The organism is Ktedonobacter robiniae, assembly GCF_016587375.1.
GTDB classification, from domain to species: Bacteria; Chloroflexota; Ktedonobacteria; order Ktedonobacterales; family Ktedonobacteraceae; genus Ktedonobacter; species Ktedonobacter robiniae.
In genome coordinates, this window is the sequence record NZ_BNJG01000001.1 from 2874767 (window position 1) to 2895631 (window position 20865).

Here is a 20865-nt window from a genome sequence, read left to right on the forward strand (position 1 = left end):
CCTATAGTTCCTTCAGGAAAGGAGTCACGGCATTCATAAAGTGAGCGAAGCGGTCGCGCCGGATATTATGCCCCGCTCCTTCGATATGCACCACCTGGCAGCGTGGATTGATCTGCTGAAGCTCGCTGGCCAGGGAGGGTGTGACGATGGCTCCACGCTGATTCTCGCCGGTGATGATCAAACTGGGGCAGGTGATACGCGCGACCACTTCGCGCCAGGGAGTCTGGCGCCAGGGGACTTGTAAGCTGTCCGCGATATGTCCAAAGACGGCCATATCGAACTGGTCCTGAGCCGTCATCCAGGGACCGAGATCATCGGTGGTCCAGAGTGGTTGTTCAAACTGTGCCTGTTCCAGGCGATCCTCATGCGAGAGATCCTTCTGGCTCTGGATATAGGTCTTCCAGTGCTCAACCTCGATTTTGTGGTGCTCATCGCTCTCGTCCGGGGTCTCCCACCAGGCGGGATCTTCAAGCACGAGGGCGCGTACCAGGTCAGGGCGTTGAGCGGCTACAACCGCTGCGTTACTTGCTCCCATGGAGTGCCCCATGAGAATGGCCTGCTGAATGCCAAGCGCTTCAAGCAAGGCGATGGTATCGTTGGCCAGGTCTTGATAGGTAAAGCCAGGTGTTTGCTCAATGCTGGTCAGACCATGAAAGCGCGCATCCGGAAGTAGAATATCGAAATCGCGTGTAAGCGTTTCGGCGACGCGCCGCCCATTGAGGCCATTGTCATAGAAGCCATGAAGGAAGACAATAGGAGGCTTTTCGCCGCCAGTGCGCAGATAGTGAATTGTGAGACCATTTGCCTCAACGGTTTGAGAAGGCCAGAGTACCATGAATAGAAACTCCTTAAGACAGTTTTTCCTCTATTGTAATTTTTCCCCTATTGTAATATACACTTCCCACCGGGAACTACGGATGCGCTCGGAGCGGCGGCGTAGATTGAAACGCTCTAATGGTATGAGGCGCCCAAACTCAGCATCGGGTAATACATCGGTCACGAATTCCTCGCCGATGATGTTTTGTTGCTGCCTGCCCCTCGTGGGTGCGCTCCTCTTGCGAGGTCCATAGACGAGCAGCTGAAGCAAGACAAGGACCGGCTGAAGTGCTCCAACGGGCAGGAGCTGTGAGCCGAGGACAACAATCAGCCGCCCGCCCGGGCGTAGCACTCTGGCTACCTCAGCAATAGTATCTGGATCGAAAATGTATTCACTGGGAAAGGTACTGACAACGGCATCGAAAGAGGCATCACCAAAGGGTAGCGCCTGGGCCAAACCCTGAACAATCAGCCCCGAGGTGCCAACGTGGCGTTTGCGCAAGGTGTCGCGCGCGGCAGAGACCATTTCGGGCGAGTGCTCCACGGCCTGGCAGGTGTAACCGGCTCCGAGCATATCGGCCAGCAGGTCTCCAAGTCCACAGCCCAGTTCCAGCACATGTTGTCCCTGAATACGCGAGAGGACAAGGCGTTGCCAGGTACGCCACTGGCCCGCGAAGGGGACGGTGCTGGCGAAGCGATAGAGATAGCGATTGCGGTAGAGCGTTTCGAAAAGCGCTTTGCGTAAGGTTGGAAGCATCGTAACCTCTCCTCGCGCCTGCGGCGCTCTCCTGGGTTGTGGGTGTGGTGCTCCCTGGCGGTCGTAGACCGCCAGGGAGCACCACACCCACAACCCAGAAGTAAGTTGCATATGGCATTAGAAAAAGAGGCGCCGCACAGTAAAGTGTGCGGCGCTTCCATGTATGATGCTACGTCTGAAGTCAGATGCGCGACGAGAATTACTCCTCGTTGCTAGGATTGAGAACATCATCGACCAGGCCGTACTCAACTGCCTGCTGTGCGCTGAGGTAGTAGTTACGGTCAGAGTCCTGCATGATGCGCTCGATGGTCTGGCCTGTATGCTTGGCAAGAATCTCGTAGAGATTGCGGCGCAAGCGCAGGATCTCGCGCGCGGTAATCTCGATATCGGCGGCCTGGCCTTCCGCGCCACCGAGAGGCTGGTGGATCAGCACAGTGGAGTTCGGAAGAGCATAGCGTTTGCCTTTATGACCAGCGGCCAGAATGACTGCGCCCATGCTCATTGCCATACCCATGCAGAAGGTGGAGACGTCGGGACGTAGCCACTGCATGGTGTCGTAGATCGCGAGACCAGCGTAGATGACACCACCTGGTGAGTTGATGTACATCTGGATGTCTTTGGTAGCGTCCTCGCTCTGGAGATACAACAACTGGGCGACTACGCTGTTGGCAACCTGATCATCGATGGGGGTACCCACGAAGATGATGCGCTCTTTCAGCAAGCGAGAGTAGAGGTCCCAACTGCGCTCACCGCGAGGTGTTGACTCGACGACGGCGGGAATGATGCCGCGTGGCTCCAGAAATTCATTGGACTCCTTGACCCATTTCGGATCACGGGGATTGAAAACACTACCCATGTTAACTCCTCACTTTATCTATCACGCTCTCCCTTCCAGGGTGGAAGGGCATAAACCTGTTACAGGAACGATGTGTGCGCAAGAAGCCCACGATGTGGGGATATTTACCGTTATGATAGCACCTGGATGTGTCAAACGCAAGGACAAGAAGTTCTGACATGCAAAAGCATGTTGTTAAGTTAAAGGAAGTATATGGATGTGATGCGGGCAGCCAACGGCTGCCCGCATCACATCCATATACTTCCTTTAGGGTTATTATTCGTTGCGGCCGGGATGAACGGGGCGATAATCTTGTGATTGGTTCATATTGACGCGGCGCACCAGGCTGATATCACCCAGGCGTGAGCGAATGCGTTCATCAATATCCTGTAGGCCCTTAGGATTAGCGGTAATCACCGTTGGCATGCTCATGTTGTAGCGATAGTTTAAGAGCTGGAAGAGCTTCTCTTTGGCCCACTGAGAGCTTTGCTGTGCCCCCAGGTCGTCGAGTATGAGTACCCCCGCCTCGCGCATCTTAGAGAAGAGCTGGTCGTATACCTCGGTAGCATTGGGGGCGAAGGCTGCCCGCAGGTGATCGAGGAGGTCGGGAACCACGGAGAAGAGCACGACATCGCCCGCCTCTAGCCGCTGGTGTGCAATGGAGAGTCCCAGGTGTGTCTTGCCGCAACCGTTGGGTCCGATCAGGAGTAGCCAGCCCTGCGGGTCGTGCGCGAACTCCCAGGCGGCCCGATAGGCCTCATAGACGCCGGGGCGTTGGGGATTAAACGTATCAAAATTGAAGTCCTGGTAGGCATCCAGGTTCGACATCTCGCGTAACTGGGTGCGGCGTTTCTCTTTGACCTCAGCAACCTTGCAGGTGCAGGGAATGGGCTTGCCAAAGTTAGGATGGCCAAAGTTGACGTTGGCGCGTAGATAGCCCGCGCCTTTGCAATGGGGGCAGCGTGCTCGTGCTGGCTGTAAGGCCCGGCTTTCGACTGGCTCCGGCAGACGTGGGCGCCTGGCGATGTCGCGTGTGATAGCCTCACGAAAGGCCTCTGTCTCCAGGCGCTCACGGCGGAGTTCTTCCAGGTGGCGCGGATCGAGTGGCTGTGTAACACGAGCACGATACTGAGGCTGCGCGACCGGGGGCTGAGTTGCAACCGGCAGTTGGGGCTGTGGCGCGCGAGTAGGTGGCAGGTGTGGTTGTATCTGCTGTCCAGGATGAGATGGCATTGGCATGCTCATATCACGGGTAGTCTGGCCCGTACGTGGCGGCGTGGGCGTGTTGTAGCGTGCCGCAGGCGGTTGCCCAGGGCGTGGCGCATAGTTAGGCTGATAGGGCGCATGAAACGGCGACGTTTGGAGCGTCTCTCCATCTGTACGCTGTGCATCATAGGCGACTGGATTGGGATTGGGATTATTATAATAATTATTATTGTAGCTCTCATCGCTGTCCCCTTCCCAATCCCCATACATTATCCCTGGACCATCCTCGTACCCTTCTTCATTGCTCCACTCCTCAACGACATCTGCTGGTAGTGCATGGGCGTAGTCATCGTGATGGTAGGGAGGATAGCCAGGGCGAGACGGCATCGGCGCCCTGGGTACTTGCCCCTGGGTGCGTCGTGGTTGTGCCGGGTAGTGCGTCGCGGTCGTGCTATTGAGTGGTGGCTGGACACCTGAGCCACGCGGACGAGGACGTGCGGGTAGCTCATAGGCCTCGCCTTCGTAGGTCTGACCGCTTTCTGTATAGGGATAGTCGGTAAAGGCCGCTGTCTGCGGATCGCCTTGCCCGCCAGAGAGGAAGCGTGTGGTAGGTATTGAAGGCATCTGCGCCGCCTGTGCCTGGTTGGCTGGCGGCAACTCCGCTCTCCGATTGTCTGGGCGCACACGTGCCTCGGGCTGTGGATGACGCGGATAGGCGGCTGGACGTGGCTGAGCCGCGCCCATAGGCGTGCCTGGGCGACGATGTTGCTGCTCATCCACGTTGGGCTGGCGCCTGGATTGTGTGCGACTAAAAATACGATTCAGGCTCTCCATGATTGCCTGCCTTCCGTTTCCCAGCGCTTAAGAATAGCGCGAATATAACTCCAACTGCGTTTATTATTTTCTACGGCTTCGCGAAACGCATCCTCAATCCACTCTGGTGGGAGGCGCTCGGCATAATCTTCTAGCTGTTGCGCGATCATCGGACCAAGCAGTCCAATGTTTTGTTCATAGAGTGTAAAAATATTTGGTCGGTCAACCTGAACCTGCGCATAGGCTGGGTCTGCCGGGGACGGCGGAGCATGCCCTCTAGATGTAGCATACTCCCTCGCAGCAACAGGCCGTTTCTGTTCAGGAAGCTCATGCTCTTCGTCTACTTTCAACAAGCTGCCCGGCATCATTTCACCGCCCTCAATCGCCTCAACTACTTTGCGGCTGCGGGCAGTATTGAAGAAGTACCAGGCAATGACGTCATCGCCCTCACTCAGGAGGCGTAAATGGACGCATAGCAGCGTGCCACGCGCGACCGCTTGCTCCAGGCCATGTTGTAGGCGTTCTTCGGGCGGACGTGGATCTCCACGGCGCCTGAGACCCTGTAATAGGAGCTGATCACCAAGTAACTGCCTATCGCTCACACAGCGCGGATTACCTTGCATACGCGCCAGAGCCCAGAAGAGATGCAAGGTCACCTTCAACTCGGCGCTATCCTCAATCTCCGGCAGCAATTGTGTAAAAAAGACCTCTGGTATCGGCACAAAGGGATTATTTTTCCCGGCAGGGAATCCGGCAAACGCACTCATAGCTGTCCACCTCCCACCCTTACTCTTCGACGCTCGATGAGACATCGACTTCCAGGTCCGCAAAGCGCGTCTGGCTTGCCTGGAAGAAGAGGCTCACCTCGCCCACAGGACCATTTCTATGCTTGGCAACAATTATATCTGCAATATTTTTACGCTCAGTATCAGGATTATATACTTCATCTCTGTAAATAAACATCACTATATCAGCGTCCTGCTCAATGGAACCGCTTTCTCTCAGGTCCGAGAGCTGGGGGACCTTGGATTGGCGGCTCTCAACGGTACGGGAGAGCTGCGCCAGGGCCAGCACGGGCACATCAAGTTCGCGGGCCAGGCCCTTCAGGTTACGGCTGATCTCAGAGACCTCCTGCACGCGGTTCTCATTGCGTTTGCCGCCGATGGAGGACTGCATGAGCTGGAGGTAATCGACAATGATCAGGTCCAGTCCCTGCTCGCTGGCGAGGCGGCGGGCCTTACTGCGCATCTCCATGGTGGAGATGCCCGCCGTATCGTCGATGTAGATACGCGCCTGCGAGAGGCGCCCCATAGCCTGCTCGATCTGCTCCCAGTCTTCGTCCTCAATCCAGCCTGTACGCAGGCGTTGCTGGTCGATGCTGGCCTCCATAGAGAGGAAGCGCTGCACTAACTGTTCCTTACTCATCTCCAGGCTGAAGACGGCCACGCTCTGCTGGTAGCGGACGGCGGCATTGCGCGCCAGGCTCAGGGCGAACGAGGTCTTACCAACGGCGGGACGCGCCGCCAGGATGAGCAGGTCTGAGCGCTGAAAGCCGCCCGTCAGGCGGTCGAGATCGGTGAAGCCAGTTGGCACACCCACGATGGTGCCACGGCGCTCGTGGAGCTGTTCCAGCTTCATCAGGTAGCTGGTGAGGACGTCGTTAATGGCGGAGAAGTCTGAGCGCGTCGTACCCTGGCTGATCTCGAAAATAAGCTGCTCGGCCTTGTCCAGGGCCACGTCGGCATCGCCCTCGTCATAGGCCACGGCGGCGATCTGCCCGGCGGCGTGAATCAGGCGCCGGAGAATGGCGGTACGGGACACGATACGCCCATAGTGCTCAACGTTGGCACTGGTGGGGACGAGGTTGACAAGCGAGGTAATATAGTCGGCCCCGCCGACCTCTTCGAGCTTTCCCTGCTGCTCTAGCTCGTCACAAATGGTGATAAAGTCGGCTGGCTCATGTTGCTCGTAAAGCTGAACAATAACTTCAAAGATGACGCGGTGCGCGTCGCGGTAGAAGTCTTCGGCGCGTAGAAAGTCTGCCACCTGAACGATAGCTTCAGGATCGATAATGATACTCCCAAGTACACCGCACTCGGCCTCTACATTTTGCGGTAGCAGTTTTTCCACGTCAGCGACTCCAGCATCTACGAATAACTAAGAAAAATATGATCTGTATTTCAGATGGAAAAGTGTGTGCTCAAAGTGTAACGAATCTGGCGCCCGAAATCAAATGCCAGGAATGGCTGTGCTATGTGGATATGTGGATATCTTCGCGTCAAAACGGCAGATTTTGTGGGTAGGAAAAAGGTTATTTCTCACTTATCCACCAAAGAATGGGAGTTATCCCCACTTAAAAGCAGTTATCCCCGAACTTATCCACATACTTATCCACAAAAATTGGCATGATTGTGGATAAGTACAAGTAGGAAAGTTGGTATGTGAGGGGGAAACCTGTCCTAGGAGGAAGTGAGATGTATGAGGGGAGTCAAATGGGGAAGAGAGCGAGAACGAAGGAAATAGTAGCCTGGAGGAGGGCTTGACCCAACCATGCAAGAGGTTTATTATAACACAAAGAATTATGCGGTATAGAGGACCACCGCATAAGAAAAAAGGAGCATCGCTAAGAACCCATGCCAAAGACGACAAAACGTACAGCCACAAAACGGGCGGCGCGCATAGCGAAAGCGCACGCTACTGAACTGCCAACGGTTGAGCCAAAAGTTGCCCAGCAGTCCCAGCAGCGGCGGACTCCAAAGCAGCAAGCGCCAGCTCGTGGGATAGCACGATATCCATGGGCGATTACCATGTCTATCCTGATTATCGCAGCCGGCGTCGCCCTCCTGTATTTCAACCACGTTGGCCCTTTCGCGCCCCCAGCTAAACAAGCTTCAAACGCGAAGAAGGCAACTGCCATCGCGACGCTCGCTCCAGATGTGAAAGCGAAGGCAACCACCGTAGTCACGAGTATGCCAGCGGATCATAAGCAGGCCTTCACCAGTTCTAATTGTCTTAAGTCTGATATCCTGAGCAAGATTACTGATACCTCCGCGGCCCCGAGTTCCGCAGACAAGGACAAAATTAAGCACAGCTACGATAAGGCCCCAGCTATGACCATCAACCAGAAGACGACCTATTGCGTTGGCATCAATACTAATCGCGGATTGATTGTCCTCGAACTGATGCCCCAGTGGGCGCCTGAGACGGTCAATAATTTTGTCTACCTGGCGCAGAACAAGTTCTATGATGGTCTGACCTTCCATCGTGTTATGAAAGACGCTGGCAACCTTCAGATCGCCCAGGGTGGTGATCCCAAGGGTGATGGCACGGGCGGCCCTGGCTATACTCTGCCTGACGAGACGGGGAAAAATGGCGATTATACCGCGGGCACGATCTCAATGGCGCGCAGCGATAAAGTCTCTGGTAGTCAGTTCTTCATTAACACTGGCGACAACTCCACTGGCCTGAAGGGGCAAAACTTTAACACCTTCGGCTGGGTTGTCAAAGGTATGGACGTCGCTCTGGCCCTGCAAGGACCAAGCGATAGCGACAAGAACATTACCTCTGATGTAATGAATCATGTACTTGTTGTTCCTGCCTCCTAAAGGTACAATGTAAGGGGTACAGTGCATTGTGTCTGTACACAGTGCACTGTTTTTTTGTTGTTAGTTTTAGGAGGATGTTTTTCGTGGCCAAGCAATATAACAGTGCGCCTGCACTGCAAATTGATCCCAAGAAGAAATATACCGCCGTCATGCATACCAGCAAGGGCGATATTCGCATCGAGCTATTCGCCGCACAGGCGCCAATAACAGTCAACAACTTTGTCTTCCTGGCGCGCGAGGGTTTCTATAACAACACCACTTTCCATCGCGTCATTGGTGGTTTTATGGCCCAGGGTGGTGATCCCACGGGTACCGGCATGGGTGGTCCAGGCTATAAATTCAATGACGAGCAGGGCGCGCTCAGCCTTAAGCATGACAAGGCTGGTATTCTCTCGATGGCCAACGCGGGGCCAAACACAAACGGTTCTCAGTTCTTTATCACGCATGGTCCCACGCCTCACCTCAATGGTCGTCATGGTGTCTTCGGCCAGGTCGTTGATGGCATGGATGTGCTGATGGCTATTCGCGAACGCGATCCACAGCGCGATCCACGTCCCGGCGATGAGATTAAGTCCATCGATATCATCGAGGAATAACTTTTCGCGCCTGCGGCGCTCATCTGAGTAAATATAATGTGGAGCATGCTGGCAGCTTACGGCTGCCAGCATGCTCCACATTATATTTACCCGAAAAAAATAGCCAGGACAGGGCTTAGAGGAAGGGGCGGAGTGGTCGCAGGAGATACTCGGCGTATTTGTGGAGGCGTGGACGGCTCTCCCATTCTGCCAGAGATAGTTCACGGGCGTGGGTTGTATCGTTATGAAAGATAGTTTCCATCTGGGTCGCGAGTTCGCGATTATAGATGGCGAGGTTGATTTCATAGTTTCCAAGCATGCTCAGGCGGTCGATATTGGCGGTGCCGACCGTTGACCAGATGCCGTCGATGGTCGCGGTTTTAGCGTGCACCATGGCGTCCTGGTAGAGGAAGAGGCGAATGCCAGCCTTGAGACAGGCCGTATAAAAGGCACGCCCCAGCCAGTCGGCAATAACGTGATTAGAGATGGCTGGCAGGAGGATGCGTACATCAACGCCACGTTCGGCAGCTTTGAAGAGCAGGCGGATGAAAAAGCGATTGGGAATGAAGTAGGCCTGCGTCAGGTAGATCCGCTTGCGCGCCCGATCAATGACCTCGTAGTAGGAGGCGCGGATGGGGAAGGTCAGGACCGAGGGTTCGTTCCGGAAGAATTGTATATAGGGGTCCCAATCACGTTTCGTACTCGCTGCCAGCCGTGGTAGATCTCGTGTGCGATGAGTGTTCCAGAAATCGACAAAGGTGGCCTCAACCTCCCAGGCATCGTGGCCGATGATGCGCGCATGTGTATCGCGCCAGTGTGTTGCGTAGAGACTGCCAATGTTATAGCCACCCAGGAAAGCCACATGACTATCAACGATCAGGATCTTGCGGTGATCACGTGCGTAGCTGGCCAGGCTCAAGGGATTGAAAGGGAGCGTGAGAAAGGGATAGGCTAGCATGTGAATCTGTGGCGCAAAAGAGGCAAAGAAGGCGCGTGGCACAACGAGATTGGCGAAAGAATCGTAGATAACATAGACCTCGACACCTCGGGCCGCTGCATGACCTAGCGCGTCTCTGAATTGCCTTCCCACCGCATCACCCTTCCAGATAAAGGTCTCGATGAAGATATGTTTACGCGCGCCCTCGATGCTTGCCAGCATATCCGCGTAGAGATCCTCTCCATAGGTGTACAACTTGACCTCGGAATTGACGACGTGGACGGGGGAGGTCGGGATGCGGGTAAGATGCCCCTGGGGACGTGCCCGTTTGCGCCGCTGATCCACGACCAGTAAGATCATACTGACCACAAGGGCGGGCGCAAAGATTGGCATGAGCAGCCAGCAGAGCAAGCAGGAGAGCGAGAAGTGTGCTTTCTGGAAGGTCGGCCTGGGAATGTGTTCAGGCGTCGGCATAGAATAGTAACCCTCCAGTCTGACTGTTTGCTTCCATGGACAAAAAAGCGTACCACTATTACTATACAGAGTTGCCCATTAGTGGTTTGCTCACCGAATTCGTAGGGTCCATGCTGGCATGGGCTGCGAGCGCAGCGACCTTCTAAGCGCAGGAGAGTCCATGCCAGCATGGACCCTGCAGGCTCTTTAGCGGTAGGCATCGGAGAAGTTATTGACGGATTGCCACTGGTCCAGGGGCCAGTAGACAAAAGCGGCCTTGCCGATAATATAATCGCGTGGAACGAAGTCCCAGAGGCGCGAGTCGTCACTGGTGCGGCGATTATCGCCGAGCACAAAGTACTGGTTTGAGGGAACCTGCCAGGTTTTGGCGAAGGGATTGTCATAAGAAAGCCGTGTGTATGGTTCATGGAGCTGGCGACCGTTGATCCAGATATGTTCGCCATTGATAAGGATGCTATCGCCCGGTAGGCCGATGATGCGTTGCATATAGGCGATACGGGTATCACGAGGATAGCGGAACACAATCACATCGCCGCGTTCAGGATTATGCGTGGTATATGCCAGCTTATTTACCAGCACCAGCGAAGATTGGACAATGGCTGGACTCATACTTGTGCTGGTCACCTGGTAGCTTTGTAGGATGATACGGAAGGCAAAAAAGAGGATTGCCACAAAGACGGCGATTTCGACGCATTCTCGCACAAACTGTCGCTGGTTCAACACACCACTCCCTCTCCACATACTCCCTCTCGGAAACCTGCATACAATTTATTTTTATTGAGTGGTGCAGGTTGGCAGCCTGAGGCTGCCAACCTGCACCACTCAATAAAACAAGGCGAGCGTCGCAGGTGCGAGGGGCCAATCCAAGAACTTGCTCATGACATTCTCTACTTAACAGTATAGCTAAGCAGGTGACTGGAGTAGTACCGAGTGGCTATGTTTGGAGAGACGTGAGGTGGAAAGTAGGCTATTCCTCTTCCTCTTCCTCTTCTTCCGCCCCATAATAGTAGGGATGGTTTAAGGTCGCGCGTATCGCTCCCCACTGCGAGAAGATACCACCAAAGAGACAGCCTATGACCAGGATTACCAATTCAACCGCGATGCCGCCAGCAACCTGGCCGCTATATTGTTGCCCCGAAATATTGCCAGGATAACCGGGGATATAGCGCAGGAGAAAGCTAGCGACATAGATGATAGCGACAGCCACGACACCAGTCCAGAAGGCGGGGCGGCGCACGATGATACGTTTGCCGGTGATAAAGCCAGCGATAAAGCAAAGAACGATATTGATGATAAGGGCGAGACAACCCAGGCCCAGGGCGAGATAAGTCCAGGGGCCAGCGGAGGCTTCACGAGCCTGGTTCGCATAGGCAGGCACACTCAAAAAATTGATTATTACGTTGAGCACGACGCCAATCAGGCCAAAGATCACACCCATGGTCAGGGCGCGGCTGGCCGCGTTGGCCGGGGGAGCGTAGACACCAGCATTCTCATTGGGATCGTAAGAAGATCGATTACGCATAGAACCTTTGTATTCCTCTTATACAATGTAACGCTTCGGCACACTTCGCGTTACCTGTAGGGGTAGTGCACGGTAGTGGTAACGCTTTGGCAAACAAACTGTTTGCGCTATGGCATTCGCCACTACACGTGTCGTGAAGCGCTTGAAGGCACGGACGAATTACTGCTTTCCGACTCCCGCGAAGGTATCGGAATGAGTATTAATAAATTGCCACTTGTTAACAGGCCAGTAGACGAGCACGGCCTTGCCGATGATATTGGCCTTGGGAACATAATCCCAGTAGCGTGAATCGTCGCTCACAGGTCGATTGTCGCCAAGTACAAAGTATTGGCCGGGTGGCACCTTCCATATTTTAGCAAAAGGATTGACTGGCGCACTAATATAAGCCTTTTCATCGAGAAGTTTATCATTTACCCAGACATGAGTACTATCTATGCGAACCGTGTCTCCAGGCAGACCAATGATGCGCTTGATATAGTCGACGCGAGGATCGCGCGGATAGTGAAAGACGATGACATCACCGCGCTCAGGGGCCTTAAAGATATAGGCCACCTTGTTAATGAGCACATACTCATTCGCATTGAGTGAAGGCTCCATGCTTTGCCCATCGACCTGGTAGGTTTGTACGACCAGGCGGATCAGAAAGAAGATCAAGAGTGTGAGAACAATGATCTCTACGAGTTCGCGTACAAGATGGGAACGTGGTTGTTTCAACGTTGAACCTCGCCTTTTCTTTTTTTATGTCAAGGGTTTTGCGCCGCTGGCTTAAAAAAACGTGGATGGCACGTGCGCACGACCCAGGATTATGCGGTAAAGATGGCCTCACGGGTGAGGGCTTGCTTTGTGGATAGGGTATCCTGCGACAGAGAATGCCATTGCCTGTCATTATAGCTGAAAGTCTATGAGCTTGCTAGAAAGTGGAGCGCATGGGGAGGTATATCCTCCCATGTTCCCTACTTTCTAGCGCCTGGAATAGATGACATAGCCGGCTACCGTTTCACGCCGGTAATGCGTTGGATCTAACGCGTACCTTGTGGCTTCAAAATTATGTGCTTGCAAGGAGGTCAGCGGAAAGACATAGGTTGGTGAAGGGGCATGGCCTACTATCGTCGCATACTCAGGATAACGATTCTGCCCAGGTTCCAGGTTGTAATCGAGATTGCTGCACAGAATGTTTTCATTTGATGCGAAGACCAGGCGATTGCACGTCCAATACTCCGAATAGATACGCGTCTGTTGGTGTGTCAGCAGGTATGACACCAGGGTTTGTTGACGCTCGTAGGCGGCCTGTGCGTTGGGTGTATCAGCGAAGGTACGAATGGTTCCCACAACTAACATGACCAGAATAAGCAGGAGTGCGCCCACGCGAGCGAAGAAGAGGAGGCGCTCGCCTCGCTTTTCTGGAAACGCCAGCGTTTGGATGCCCCGCCAGAGTGGCCAGAGTATGGCAGGGAGCGCGACGCACATGCTCAAGAGATAACGGGCCGTCGGGCCAGGATTGACCGCCGAGGAGGCGCTCACCGTATAGAGCAGTAGAATCGCGCCCGCGCTGAGCAGCAAGGCCAGGCGCAGAGCCTCCAGCACGAGCGTTCGATAGGCTGGCGACTTGGCCAGTGGTTCCTGGCGTGGCCAGTGCCGCCAGAGCGAGGTTACCGCCATCACAGTTGCGCTTCCCCAGAGCACCAGGTAGCCTAGAGACCAGAGGCCCTGCGTGATGCTGCAGGTAAAAGTGGTGACCGTTGTCGGGCCAAAGAGAGGAAGATTCTCAGGCGTGCATACGGGGTTAAAGCCGGTAATCGCGGGCAGGGCAAAGAGGAGCGAGCCGACCAGGCGCCGCCAGGGAGAGATATTATGGGTTGCCATCTCATCGGCCATAGCTTTGTTCACGTTGATGATATCGTTGAAGGTATTGTGCGCGATAGGCATAGATACATTGTAATACACCATGGGCGAGACACACAGCAGAAAGCCAGCCAGCAGGCCTACAAGGTTCCAGCCATGGACCTCCCTGCGGCAGAAGACCAGCAGGAGCAACAGGGACAGTCCCACAAACGGAAGGGTAATCTGATCGGTCCAGACAGCCAGGCCACAGAGTATACCCTCAAGTAAGAAGAGAAGACGGCGGCGTATTGTGAGCGTGGCTGTAGGAGTAGTCAGGGCCAGGTGCGTGGTCAGCAGCAGCAGCGAGGTGCTTAAAACCAGGATATCGGGATAGCGTCCAAAGGCTTTAAGCTCTTGAATTAACATATCAAGCGAGCCAAAGCTTAGAAGCAGGACGCTAAAGAGGGCCAGTTTCCGTGAATAGAGCTTACTGGTCAGGTTATACAGGAGTATGAGAAAGAGCGCAAAGAGCGTTATCAGAAGCAGACGTACCGTGAAAACCGATGGGCCAAGCAACAGAACAAATGGAGAGGCCAGGTGGGCTTCCAGTGAGCCGAGATAGGATTGCCCATAGTAAAAGATGGGATGTTCGCCCCGAAAGGCGATATGCAGGGCCATTAGATCGATGACGCTCTCATCGCTGTTGGTCGTTGGCCAGTTGAGAGAAATAAGTGCCATACGAAGGACAATAGCCACGACAACCAGGGCCAGCAAGATTAATTCAGATATGCCAATACGGAATCTCTTCAAGAATAACATACAATTCCTAACGTTAGAGCAGCCCTGGTGGTTGCATCCAGGGAAGAATGTCGGGGGTAGTGAAGTTGTCCCACTACCCCAACTCAAGCATACGTTGTCTAAAATAAGATGTCAATGGAAGATAAGCTTCTTATAAAGATCTATAAGCTCTTGCGCATAACGCCGCCAACTAATCACAGAATCCAGAGACTGAAGCTCGTCTGTGGTGGGATGATAGTGACGACGCGTGGCAGCCTGGAGCGCCTCTGACAGCGATGAAGGACTTTCGGGCTGGTAATAAATACCGGCGTGTAGAGGGAGCATTCCCTGGTAGCGTGGCAGTGTAGGCGCGATAACCAGGCGATCATAGGATGCAGCCTGGATCGCAGCGTGCAGGTTGCCAACACTGATATTCGCCCGGTGAGGAAAGATCACCGCATTGCACGCGCCCATGTAAAGTGGAAGATCAGCCTCGCGCGCCTGGGGATACACATGAATATGCTCATCCACGTAGGCAATGCGTTTGAGCTTGCGCGTGAAGCGCTTGGTTACAGGAGGGCCTGCCAGGAGCAGGTGCAGTTGGAGAGGCTCAGGCTCGCGATTAGCCATCTCCTGTTGTACCTCTTGAAAGCCCTGTATGAGCTGTAAGACCTCGCTCTCAGTGTGCAAATGCGTGTGACAGAGATAGATAAAGGTATTGGGTTCGGTCAGGCCAAGCTGTTTACGCGCCTGCTCTTGCAAAATAAGGGGAGGATTGGCCCCGCGTGAGCCGGGATAGGAGAGGCCATAGGTACGCTGGCGCAGCTCTTTCTCGGCATAGAGGTCCTGGGGCTGGCGCGTGAAAGCCTGAATCGCGTTACTTCTCGAGAGAAGAGTATGCTCAATCTCCAGACATTTACGGGCACGCCGACCCGGAAAATTGTGCCACCAGCCTCCCGCATCCGTCGCAACGATGGTAATACCCAGGAGGCGCGCCACCCAGAGCGAGAACAGGAGGCGTCGTCGCGCAAGCCAGGAGCGCTTGAAAGCGCCTGGCTGATAGATATGGACCACGCCAATGGAGCGTTGCTGATAGGCACGATGACGCCAGAGCCAGTTGAGCGGAATGGCCCGCTTTTTCGTGACCAGGGGAACCTCATCTTTTAAATAGTCGAGAACGCGTGGCTGTTCTTCTTTATTGGGATATACAAAGAGAACCGAGGGAAGCGTGATTTCGGCAGGGGCATGGTAGAGCGCCTGGATGAGCTGTCGCAGTCGGCCCGCGGCCCGTGCCCGCTCCATCGCCGCCATCATATACTCCGAAGTTGGCTTGTGAGCAAGCACGATCAGGGGGCGCTGGATATAGGCCATATTGAGAATATTCAGACACTCCATAAACGCCGCCAGGAGGATCTGGCGTGTCGTGGAGGGTGCTGGCGCATCAGCGCGAGGTTGACAGGCATAGCGGGCCAGGATTTCAGCACGCCCCTGCCAGTAAGCTCGCCCTAGAAAGAAGGCTTTTTGTAGACGTACAATTGGCGCGCGATGAAAGACCAGTGCCTGTGGCTCATACCAGAGCTGGCAATCATGCTGGCGTAGGCGCTGGCACAACTCTTCTACATCTAAGTTGGTAGGACTATGCAGGCGTTTGCTAATATAGGGCGAGAAGAGACCCACCTTGCGCAGTGATTTGATTTTTACGGAGAAACAGCAATTGCTAAACGCGAGACCAGGCGGCATTGGCAGGCGCTTCTGCTCAAAACCAAAGGGCGAAAAATAACCCAGGACATCCAATAACTCGTCCGAGAGCCAATAAGGCCGATCGCCCTCCCAGCGAATATCGACGCGCCCACCAATGGCGTCCGCGTTGGTCTCATGATAAGCGAGTAGCAGTGACTCTAGCAGGTTGGCATCCGCGATGCTATCATCATCCATGAAGACGGCAATCTCTCCACGTGCATGAGCCAGTCCCGTGTTGCGCGCGTAGGCCAGCCCATTCTGAGGTTCAGAGATGCAGCGTGCCTGCCAGCGTTTTTCGGCTGGTGTGCATTTATCATAGAGCGATTGCAGATAGTTTTGTATGGCTTCGATTGTCCCGTCGTTTGAGCCATTATCAACTACAATCACCTCGTAAAGGTGTGGTGGCAATGTTTGGCGGTGCAGGCTGGAGAGCGCCGAGAGAACCAGGTTGCGGCGGTTATATGTACAGAGAATAATGCTCAAGCGCGGTAGCTGTGGCCTCCCCTGGGAGTGATAGACCGCAATCGACTGGATATGGGCATCGGTATTTGGCGAATGGTACTGGTGAAGTGTCATCATACCTCCTTGGGCACTAGCGCCGCCTGCTTTTTCAGCGAAATATGGCAGAGCAGTATCGACCCCACTGCCGAGAGAATTTGTGCACTGGCGCTGGCGATGGCCGCGCCTGAAAGACCCCAATAGGGAGTGAGCAGGACCGCGAGCAGAATGTTGAGGATGGCAGCACATAATCCCAGGCGCAGGCGTAGGGGATGCTGCTGGTAGGTTGCCAGGTAGGTTGTACTGACAGAAGCCACGCTCCCAAAGGCGGCCGAGACCAGCAAGATACGGAACGGTACGACTGCCTCCAGGAACTCTGGCCCCAGGCAGAGCTGAATAAGAAAGGGGCAGAGCAGCATGATAAGGCTGCAGAGCGGGAAGGCTAAGACTGCCATCGCGCCTGACGTACGGATAAATTGTTGTTGAGGAGAGCTACAGAGCCAGTGCGCGCGTGAGACCAGGAGCAGTTGGGTACAGAGTGGGGCGAGAAAGGTCGAAAAAAGCAGCGGGATCAAGCTCATCAGCCAGCTACTTAGTAGTGCGCCCAGCGCATAGAAGCCCAGGTAGGCGGGGCGATACCAAAGAGCTAGGAGGAGGAGCTCACTACGTTGCCAGACGATGGCATCAATGAGAAAGAAGAGTGGTGAGTTTCTGATCTTGCGTACCAGTCGCTCGCGGAAGAGGTGACTGGGAGCATGAGCCTGGCTGACTGGGAGCAGGCGCAGCACGCAGATCATAGCCATGACCAGTGTAAGAGTATCCGCGATGGCGCGTGCCAGTAAAAAGATACCAATCCGTTCACCATCGATGTGCAGGGCGACAACCACCAGGAGGAAGCTGACAAAGGCTCCAAAAATTTGCAGCATGAGTAGGAGATCTGAGCGTTGCTGACCGCGCAGCGTCACCCCGGCAATATTGCTAAAGAGCAAGGGAAGACTCGAGAGGCTGCCGAGTAGAAGGAGAGAGCGGCTAGGTATGTGGAAGAACCAGGCAACAGGAGTGACGAGGATCAGGCAGGCCAGGATATAAAATCCGATATGGCGGCACTGGCGGCACCAAAGAAAATAGAAGATTCCGGCTACCAGGCGAGGGGCTTCATGACTCTGTGTGCTTGCGATATGCTGATTAGCAGGTGCTGAGGCCCCTATGCCAATCAAAGGGATCACCAATGCGCCAAGCCATTGCACAAACGCAAAGATGCCAAAGTCATCGGGGCCGAGTGTACGAATAATGAGCACCTGTGTGCAGCATGTAATGAGTGTCGCGTAGAGAGTCGCATAGAGATGCCAGTAGCCTGGAAGTAAGAAACCTCCCTGTTCGCGATCAGAGAACAGACCCGGAAGGTGAATATTTTGTAAATGAGAGCGAATATTATTTGAGCGTGGTAAGAGCATGACCCCTCCACCCATACCGCATCACGTTACCACAAAGCAACATTGAATCCCAACCCCACAAAATAAAAAATACAAACCAGAGTATCCAAACAGAACCCATACTCTCTTTCATTGTAGCAGAGAGTTCGGGAAAGGCTTGTAGAGGCGCACTTTGTGTACCATAATGTACCATAATAGATCATTGTAGGGTAATGTATAGTTATGTCGATATGTGAGGCAGTGAAGCACATGGTAGTAGCAAGCAGTATTATGTATAGAGAGAGGGTGTGTGCTTTTAGGATAAAAGACGGTCCTCTGCACAAGGTTTGTTGTGTAGTTGATGTTGAGGAGTGGCGGAGTGAGAGAACAGACCAGTCTTAGTGAGCGTGACATAGTGATTCAAGAGCGTGTGGGGGGCGAGAAGCTCCATGCAATCATTCATATCGAGGTGCATGAGGCATATTTTTTGCCTTATTTGCCACAGTTAACCTGCTATCCTTCTCGCAGGTTGCTTCACCTATTTCCCTACGAGCTTGCGAATGAATATCGTTGTGTGCCAGTAGGTATCGAGCGGGGGCGGTCACCCTGGCTACAGGCCACTGTCTCGCTAGTGACGTTCTGGCTCGGCTTCAGAAGCATACGCACAAGCGTATTTTTCAAGTGCGTTGTGCGGATATAATCCTTGACGAGTTACTACAGTACTGGCGAGGTGTGCTCCCGGCTTAAGGGTAGCGGCTCCGCCTGCACTGGCGGCCTTCTCTCTTTTCATATATTTTAAGCAAGAGAGAAAGCCGCGCGAGAGGCTGGGTAAGCAAAGCCTGCATCTACCGACTGAATATCGGGGGTGCGCAATGTGCGTCGCAAGTTATTGAGCGCGGCCTGAATGCGTTTCTTTAACGTATTTTCGGAGGTCTCGAGTGAGCGTGACATCTCCGGCAGTGTCATTCCATTGTAGTAGTGAAGCACGATGACAACACGCTGTTTCACAGGAAGATTATTAATCGCCTGGGCCAGGTCCCAGTCTCGTTCCATCTTTCCTTTGAAGTCATCGGCTGCCTGGGCGATCAGGTCTGTTTCCTGCTCTAAGAGTGTCTGGCGCATAAAGGCAGTATTGCGTGCGAGGCGCCGCTTAAAACTGATGCATTGATTGACAACGATACGCATGAGCCAGGGGCGAAGCGCGCCCGCCTTGCGCAAGTCTGTGAGGTGGTTCCAGGCAAGGATGAATGCATCCTGTACAACGTCTTCGGCCACATCACGATCCGCAACAATGAGCGTCGCTGTACGCAGCATCAAGTTGCCATACTGCTCCACAATATCCTCAAAGGCTTTTTGATCGCCCTGGAGCGCACGGCTCACAGTGATTTCTTGCTGTATCTGCTCGGGCGTCAGTTCACTGGTCATCTCCATCTCTTGCCCCTCTCTACCTGAGTAGGGATGGTGGAGGTATGTATCGCAGGCGCGTCGATTGTAGATGCGAAAGGTGCAGGCTGGGTTGTAAGCGCCACCATGATGTGTATAACCTCCTCATATGTATGTATGATGCAAACTCTGTACAAAATATAGCACGATGATAGGGCGCGTTCAAGGTGTGCCTACTCACGAATTTGTGCATGTGTAATCTTTGTGCATAGAAAATGGCTTGTTTTGGAGGATTAAAATTGTATTAGAAGAGGTTTATAGTTTGCTTATTATATTTGTACAATGTTTGAAGCATAAGTGAAATGAGTTTGTGCAATGTTTGGTTAAAAAAGGACGGTGAGAGGCATTATGCCCCTCACCGTCCTTTTTATTCGGACGTTATTCTCCTGTAACTGTTTCTTTAACCTGTTCTTTGGTCTGAGCAAACTGGTCGGGGTGGCGCACACGCCACTCGCCCCACAGGACGATAATGATGGTTTGCAGGACGCCGGCTATGGGTGAGGCAAAGAGCGTACCCCAGATGCCAAAGAGCTCGCCACCAGCGACCAGCGCGAAGAGCGAGACAATTGGATGAAGTCCAACAGACTTGCCGACGATACGGGGACCCACCACCTCGCCCTCGATAACGTGTATGAAGACAAAGTATACCAGGACAAGGAGGGCTGTAACCCAGGACTGGGTTAACGCAATGAGGATGCAGACCGCGCCTGAAATAAAGGTGCCAAGGACTGGAATGAAAGCCATAATAAAGGCCAGTATACCCAGGAGGAAGGCATAGGGCAGGTGGAAAATGAAGCCCATGCCCAGGCCAACCAGTACCGAGATCAGCAGAGCCAGAATAAATTGTCCACGTATATAGCCGCCAACCACGCGTTGCAGGGTATCCAACAAGAAGTTGGCGCGTGCGGCCTGGGGGTATTGCGGCGTAACCATTGAATCACGCGTGTGCCATCAATGAGCAGATAGATGCTTAAAATGGCAACGATAATGGTATCGATAAGAAATTCAAGGAAGCTGCGTAGAAAGGGAATGGCGTCGCGGGTAAATTCCTCGCCACGTGTAAGTAGAAATTGCCGGCCCTCGTTTATTTGTGCACGTGTGATGCCAAAGTTTCCCAGGGAACGTTCTAGCTGTGTTGGCTGGCCTCCATGTCGCTCGGTCAGGCTTTGTATGTAGCGCAACAGGTCATGCGTTTGTGTAATCGTTGCGCGCAAGGTAATATAGCCGAGCAGGCTAAACGCTGAAAGCACGATTAAATAGACAATCAGGATTGCCACGATACGCGGCATGACGCGCTGGAGTAGTTTTACCAGAGGGGCAAGGGCAAAGGCAAAGAGAGCGGCAATTGCCAGCATCAGCAAAGCCTTTGTGATGTGGGAGGCCAGCCAGAAGACGAGGATGATGAAGACGCTCCAGGCCAGGTAGGTTAGCGGAATATCGCGCCTGGTGGCCCACTTCTGCCAACGTTGTCTTTGGGTGAGGCCTGGTTGCCTATCTGGAAGTTCGGGTGCATCTTTGGCCATAGAGCAGAGTCTCCCTCAATAAAGGCTGAACAAACAGTAAGAATACCACTATACAAACCATTGTAGCAGAGGGAGTGTGAGCAAGGTCGAGAAGGGCAAGAAAAAAGGAGA

The 20865-nt window shown here is 53.8% G+C and carries 18 protein-coding genes; 2 read left to right on the forward strand and 16 right to left on the reverse strand.

Going from position 1 to position 20865, the window contains the following annotated elements; translation table 11 throughout:
- Window position 1: 1 nt before the first annotated feature.
- From JMJ04_RS12075 to dnaB, 6 genes are all read right to left on the reverse strand, one after another.
- Window positions 2-835, reverse strand: a complete 834-nt coding sequence (locus JMJ04_RS12075; protein WP_201370738.1) for an alpha/beta fold hydrolase — start codon at window positions 833-835, stop codon at window positions 2-4.
- A gap of 30 nt (window positions 836-865) precedes the next feature.
- Window positions 866-1573, reverse strand: a complete 708-nt coding sequence (locus JMJ04_RS12080; protein WP_201370739.1) for a class I SAM-dependent methyltransferase — start codon at window positions 1571-1573, stop codon at window positions 866-868.
- A gap of 199 nt (window positions 1574-1772) precedes the next feature.
- Entirely contained in the window at window positions 1773-2429 is a 657-nt protein-coding gene (clpP, locus tag JMJ04_RS12085; RefSeq protein ID WP_307811670.1) for an ATP-dependent Clp endopeptidase proteolytic subunit ClpP, read from the reverse strand.
- Between the two features lie 255 nt (window positions 2430-2684).
- Window positions 2685-4448, reverse strand: a complete 1764-nt coding sequence (locus JMJ04_RS12090) for an ATP-binding protein (protein ID WP_201370740.1) — start codon at window positions 4446-4448, stop codon at window positions 2685-2687.
- A complete protein-coding gene (locus JMJ04_RS12095) occupies window positions 4436-5194 on the reverse strand; it encodes a DnaD domain-containing protein (RefSeq protein WP_201370741.1) in 759 nt (252 codons plus the stop codon). Before JMJ04_RS12095 ends, JMJ04_RS12090 begins: the two co-directional genes overlap by 13 nt.
- Window positions 5195-5213: 19 nt before the next feature.
- A complete protein-coding gene (gene dnaB, locus JMJ04_RS12100) occupies window positions 5214-6557 on the reverse strand; it encodes a replicative DNA helicase (RefSeq protein WP_201370742.1) in 1344 nt (447 codons plus the stop codon).
- A gap of 503 nt (window positions 6558-7060) precedes the next feature.
- Between dnaB and JMJ04_RS12105 the strand changes: the two genes are divergently transcribed.
- Window positions 7061-8032 (forward strand): peptidylprolyl isomerase, encoded by a 972-nt coding sequence (locus JMJ04_RS12105; protein ID WP_201370743.1) that lies wholly within the window; start codon window positions 7061-7063, stop codon window positions 8030-8032.
- 74 nt (window positions 8033-8106) lie between these two features.
- A complete protein-coding gene (locus tag JMJ04_RS12110) occupies window positions 8107-8628 on the forward strand; it encodes a peptidylprolyl isomerase (protein ID WP_338001064.1) in 522 nt (173 codons plus the stop codon).
- 115 nt (window positions 8629-8743) lie between these two features.
- Here the strand turns inward: JMJ04_RS12110 and JMJ04_RS12115 are convergent, their stop codons facing one another.
- From JMJ04_RS12115 to JMJ04_RS48010, 10 genes are all read right to left on the reverse strand, one after another.
- Window positions 8744-10018: a phospholipase D-like domain-containing protein gene (locus JMJ04_RS12115; protein WP_201370745.1), complete on the reverse strand. Its 1275-nt coding sequence runs from the start codon at window positions 10016-10018 to the stop codon at window positions 8744-8746.
- A gap of 186 nt (window positions 10019-10204) precedes the next feature.
- A complete protein-coding gene (lepB, locus tag JMJ04_RS12120) occupies window positions 10205-10741 on the reverse strand; it encodes a signal peptidase I (protein ID WP_236037992.1) in 537 nt (178 codons plus the stop codon).
- A 244-nt stretch (window positions 10742-10985) separates the two neighbouring features.
- Window positions 10986-11540: a hypothetical protein gene (locus tag JMJ04_RS12125; RefSeq protein WP_201370747.1), complete on the reverse strand. Its 555-nt coding sequence runs from the start codon at window positions 11538-11540 to the stop codon at window positions 10986-10988.
- Between the two features lie 159 nt (window positions 11541-11699).
- Entirely contained in the window at window positions 11700-12254 is a 555-nt protein-coding gene (gene lepB / locus JMJ04_RS12130) for a signal peptidase I (protein WP_201370748.1), read from the reverse strand.
- Between the two features lie 246 nt (window positions 12255-12500).
- Window positions 12501-14171 (reverse strand): hypothetical protein, encoded by a 1671-nt coding sequence (locus tag JMJ04_RS12135; RefSeq protein ID WP_236037993.1) that lies wholly within the window; start codon window positions 14169-14171, stop codon window positions 12501-12503.
- 120 nt (window positions 14172-14291) lie between these two features.
- Window positions 14292-16457 carry a glycosyltransferase gene (locus tag JMJ04_RS12140; protein ID WP_201370750.1) on the reverse strand — a complete coding sequence of 722 codons (2166 nt, stop codon included), beginning with the start codon at window positions 16455-16457 and terminating at the stop codon, window positions 14292-14294.
- Window positions 16454-17830 carry a lipopolysaccharide biosynthesis protein gene (locus tag JMJ04_RS12145; protein ID WP_201370751.1) on the reverse strand — a complete coding sequence of 459 codons (1377 nt, stop codon included), beginning with the start codon at window positions 17828-17830 and terminating at the stop codon, window positions 16454-16456. The genes JMJ04_RS12140 and JMJ04_RS12145 overlap by 4 nt, the downstream gene beginning before the upstream one ends.
- A 753-nt stretch (window positions 17831-18583) precedes the next feature.
- Entirely contained in the window at window positions 18584-19219 is a 636-nt protein-coding gene (locus tag JMJ04_RS12155) for an RNA polymerase sigma factor (protein ID WP_201370753.1), read from the reverse strand.
- Window positions 19220-19609: 390 nt separating this feature from the next.
- Window positions 19610-20101: an AI-2E family transporter gene (locus JMJ04_RS48005; RefSeq protein ID WP_268887333.1), complete on the reverse strand. Its 492-nt coding sequence runs from the start codon at window positions 20099-20101 to the stop codon at window positions 19610-19612.
- Window positions 20056-20754 (reverse strand): AI-2E family transporter, encoded by a 699-nt coding sequence (locus JMJ04_RS48010; protein ID WP_268887334.1) that lies wholly within the window; start codon window positions 20752-20754, stop codon window positions 20056-20058. The genes JMJ04_RS48005 and JMJ04_RS48010 overlap by 46 nt, the downstream gene beginning before the upstream one ends.
- Window positions 20755-20865 lie beyond the last annotated feature (111 nt).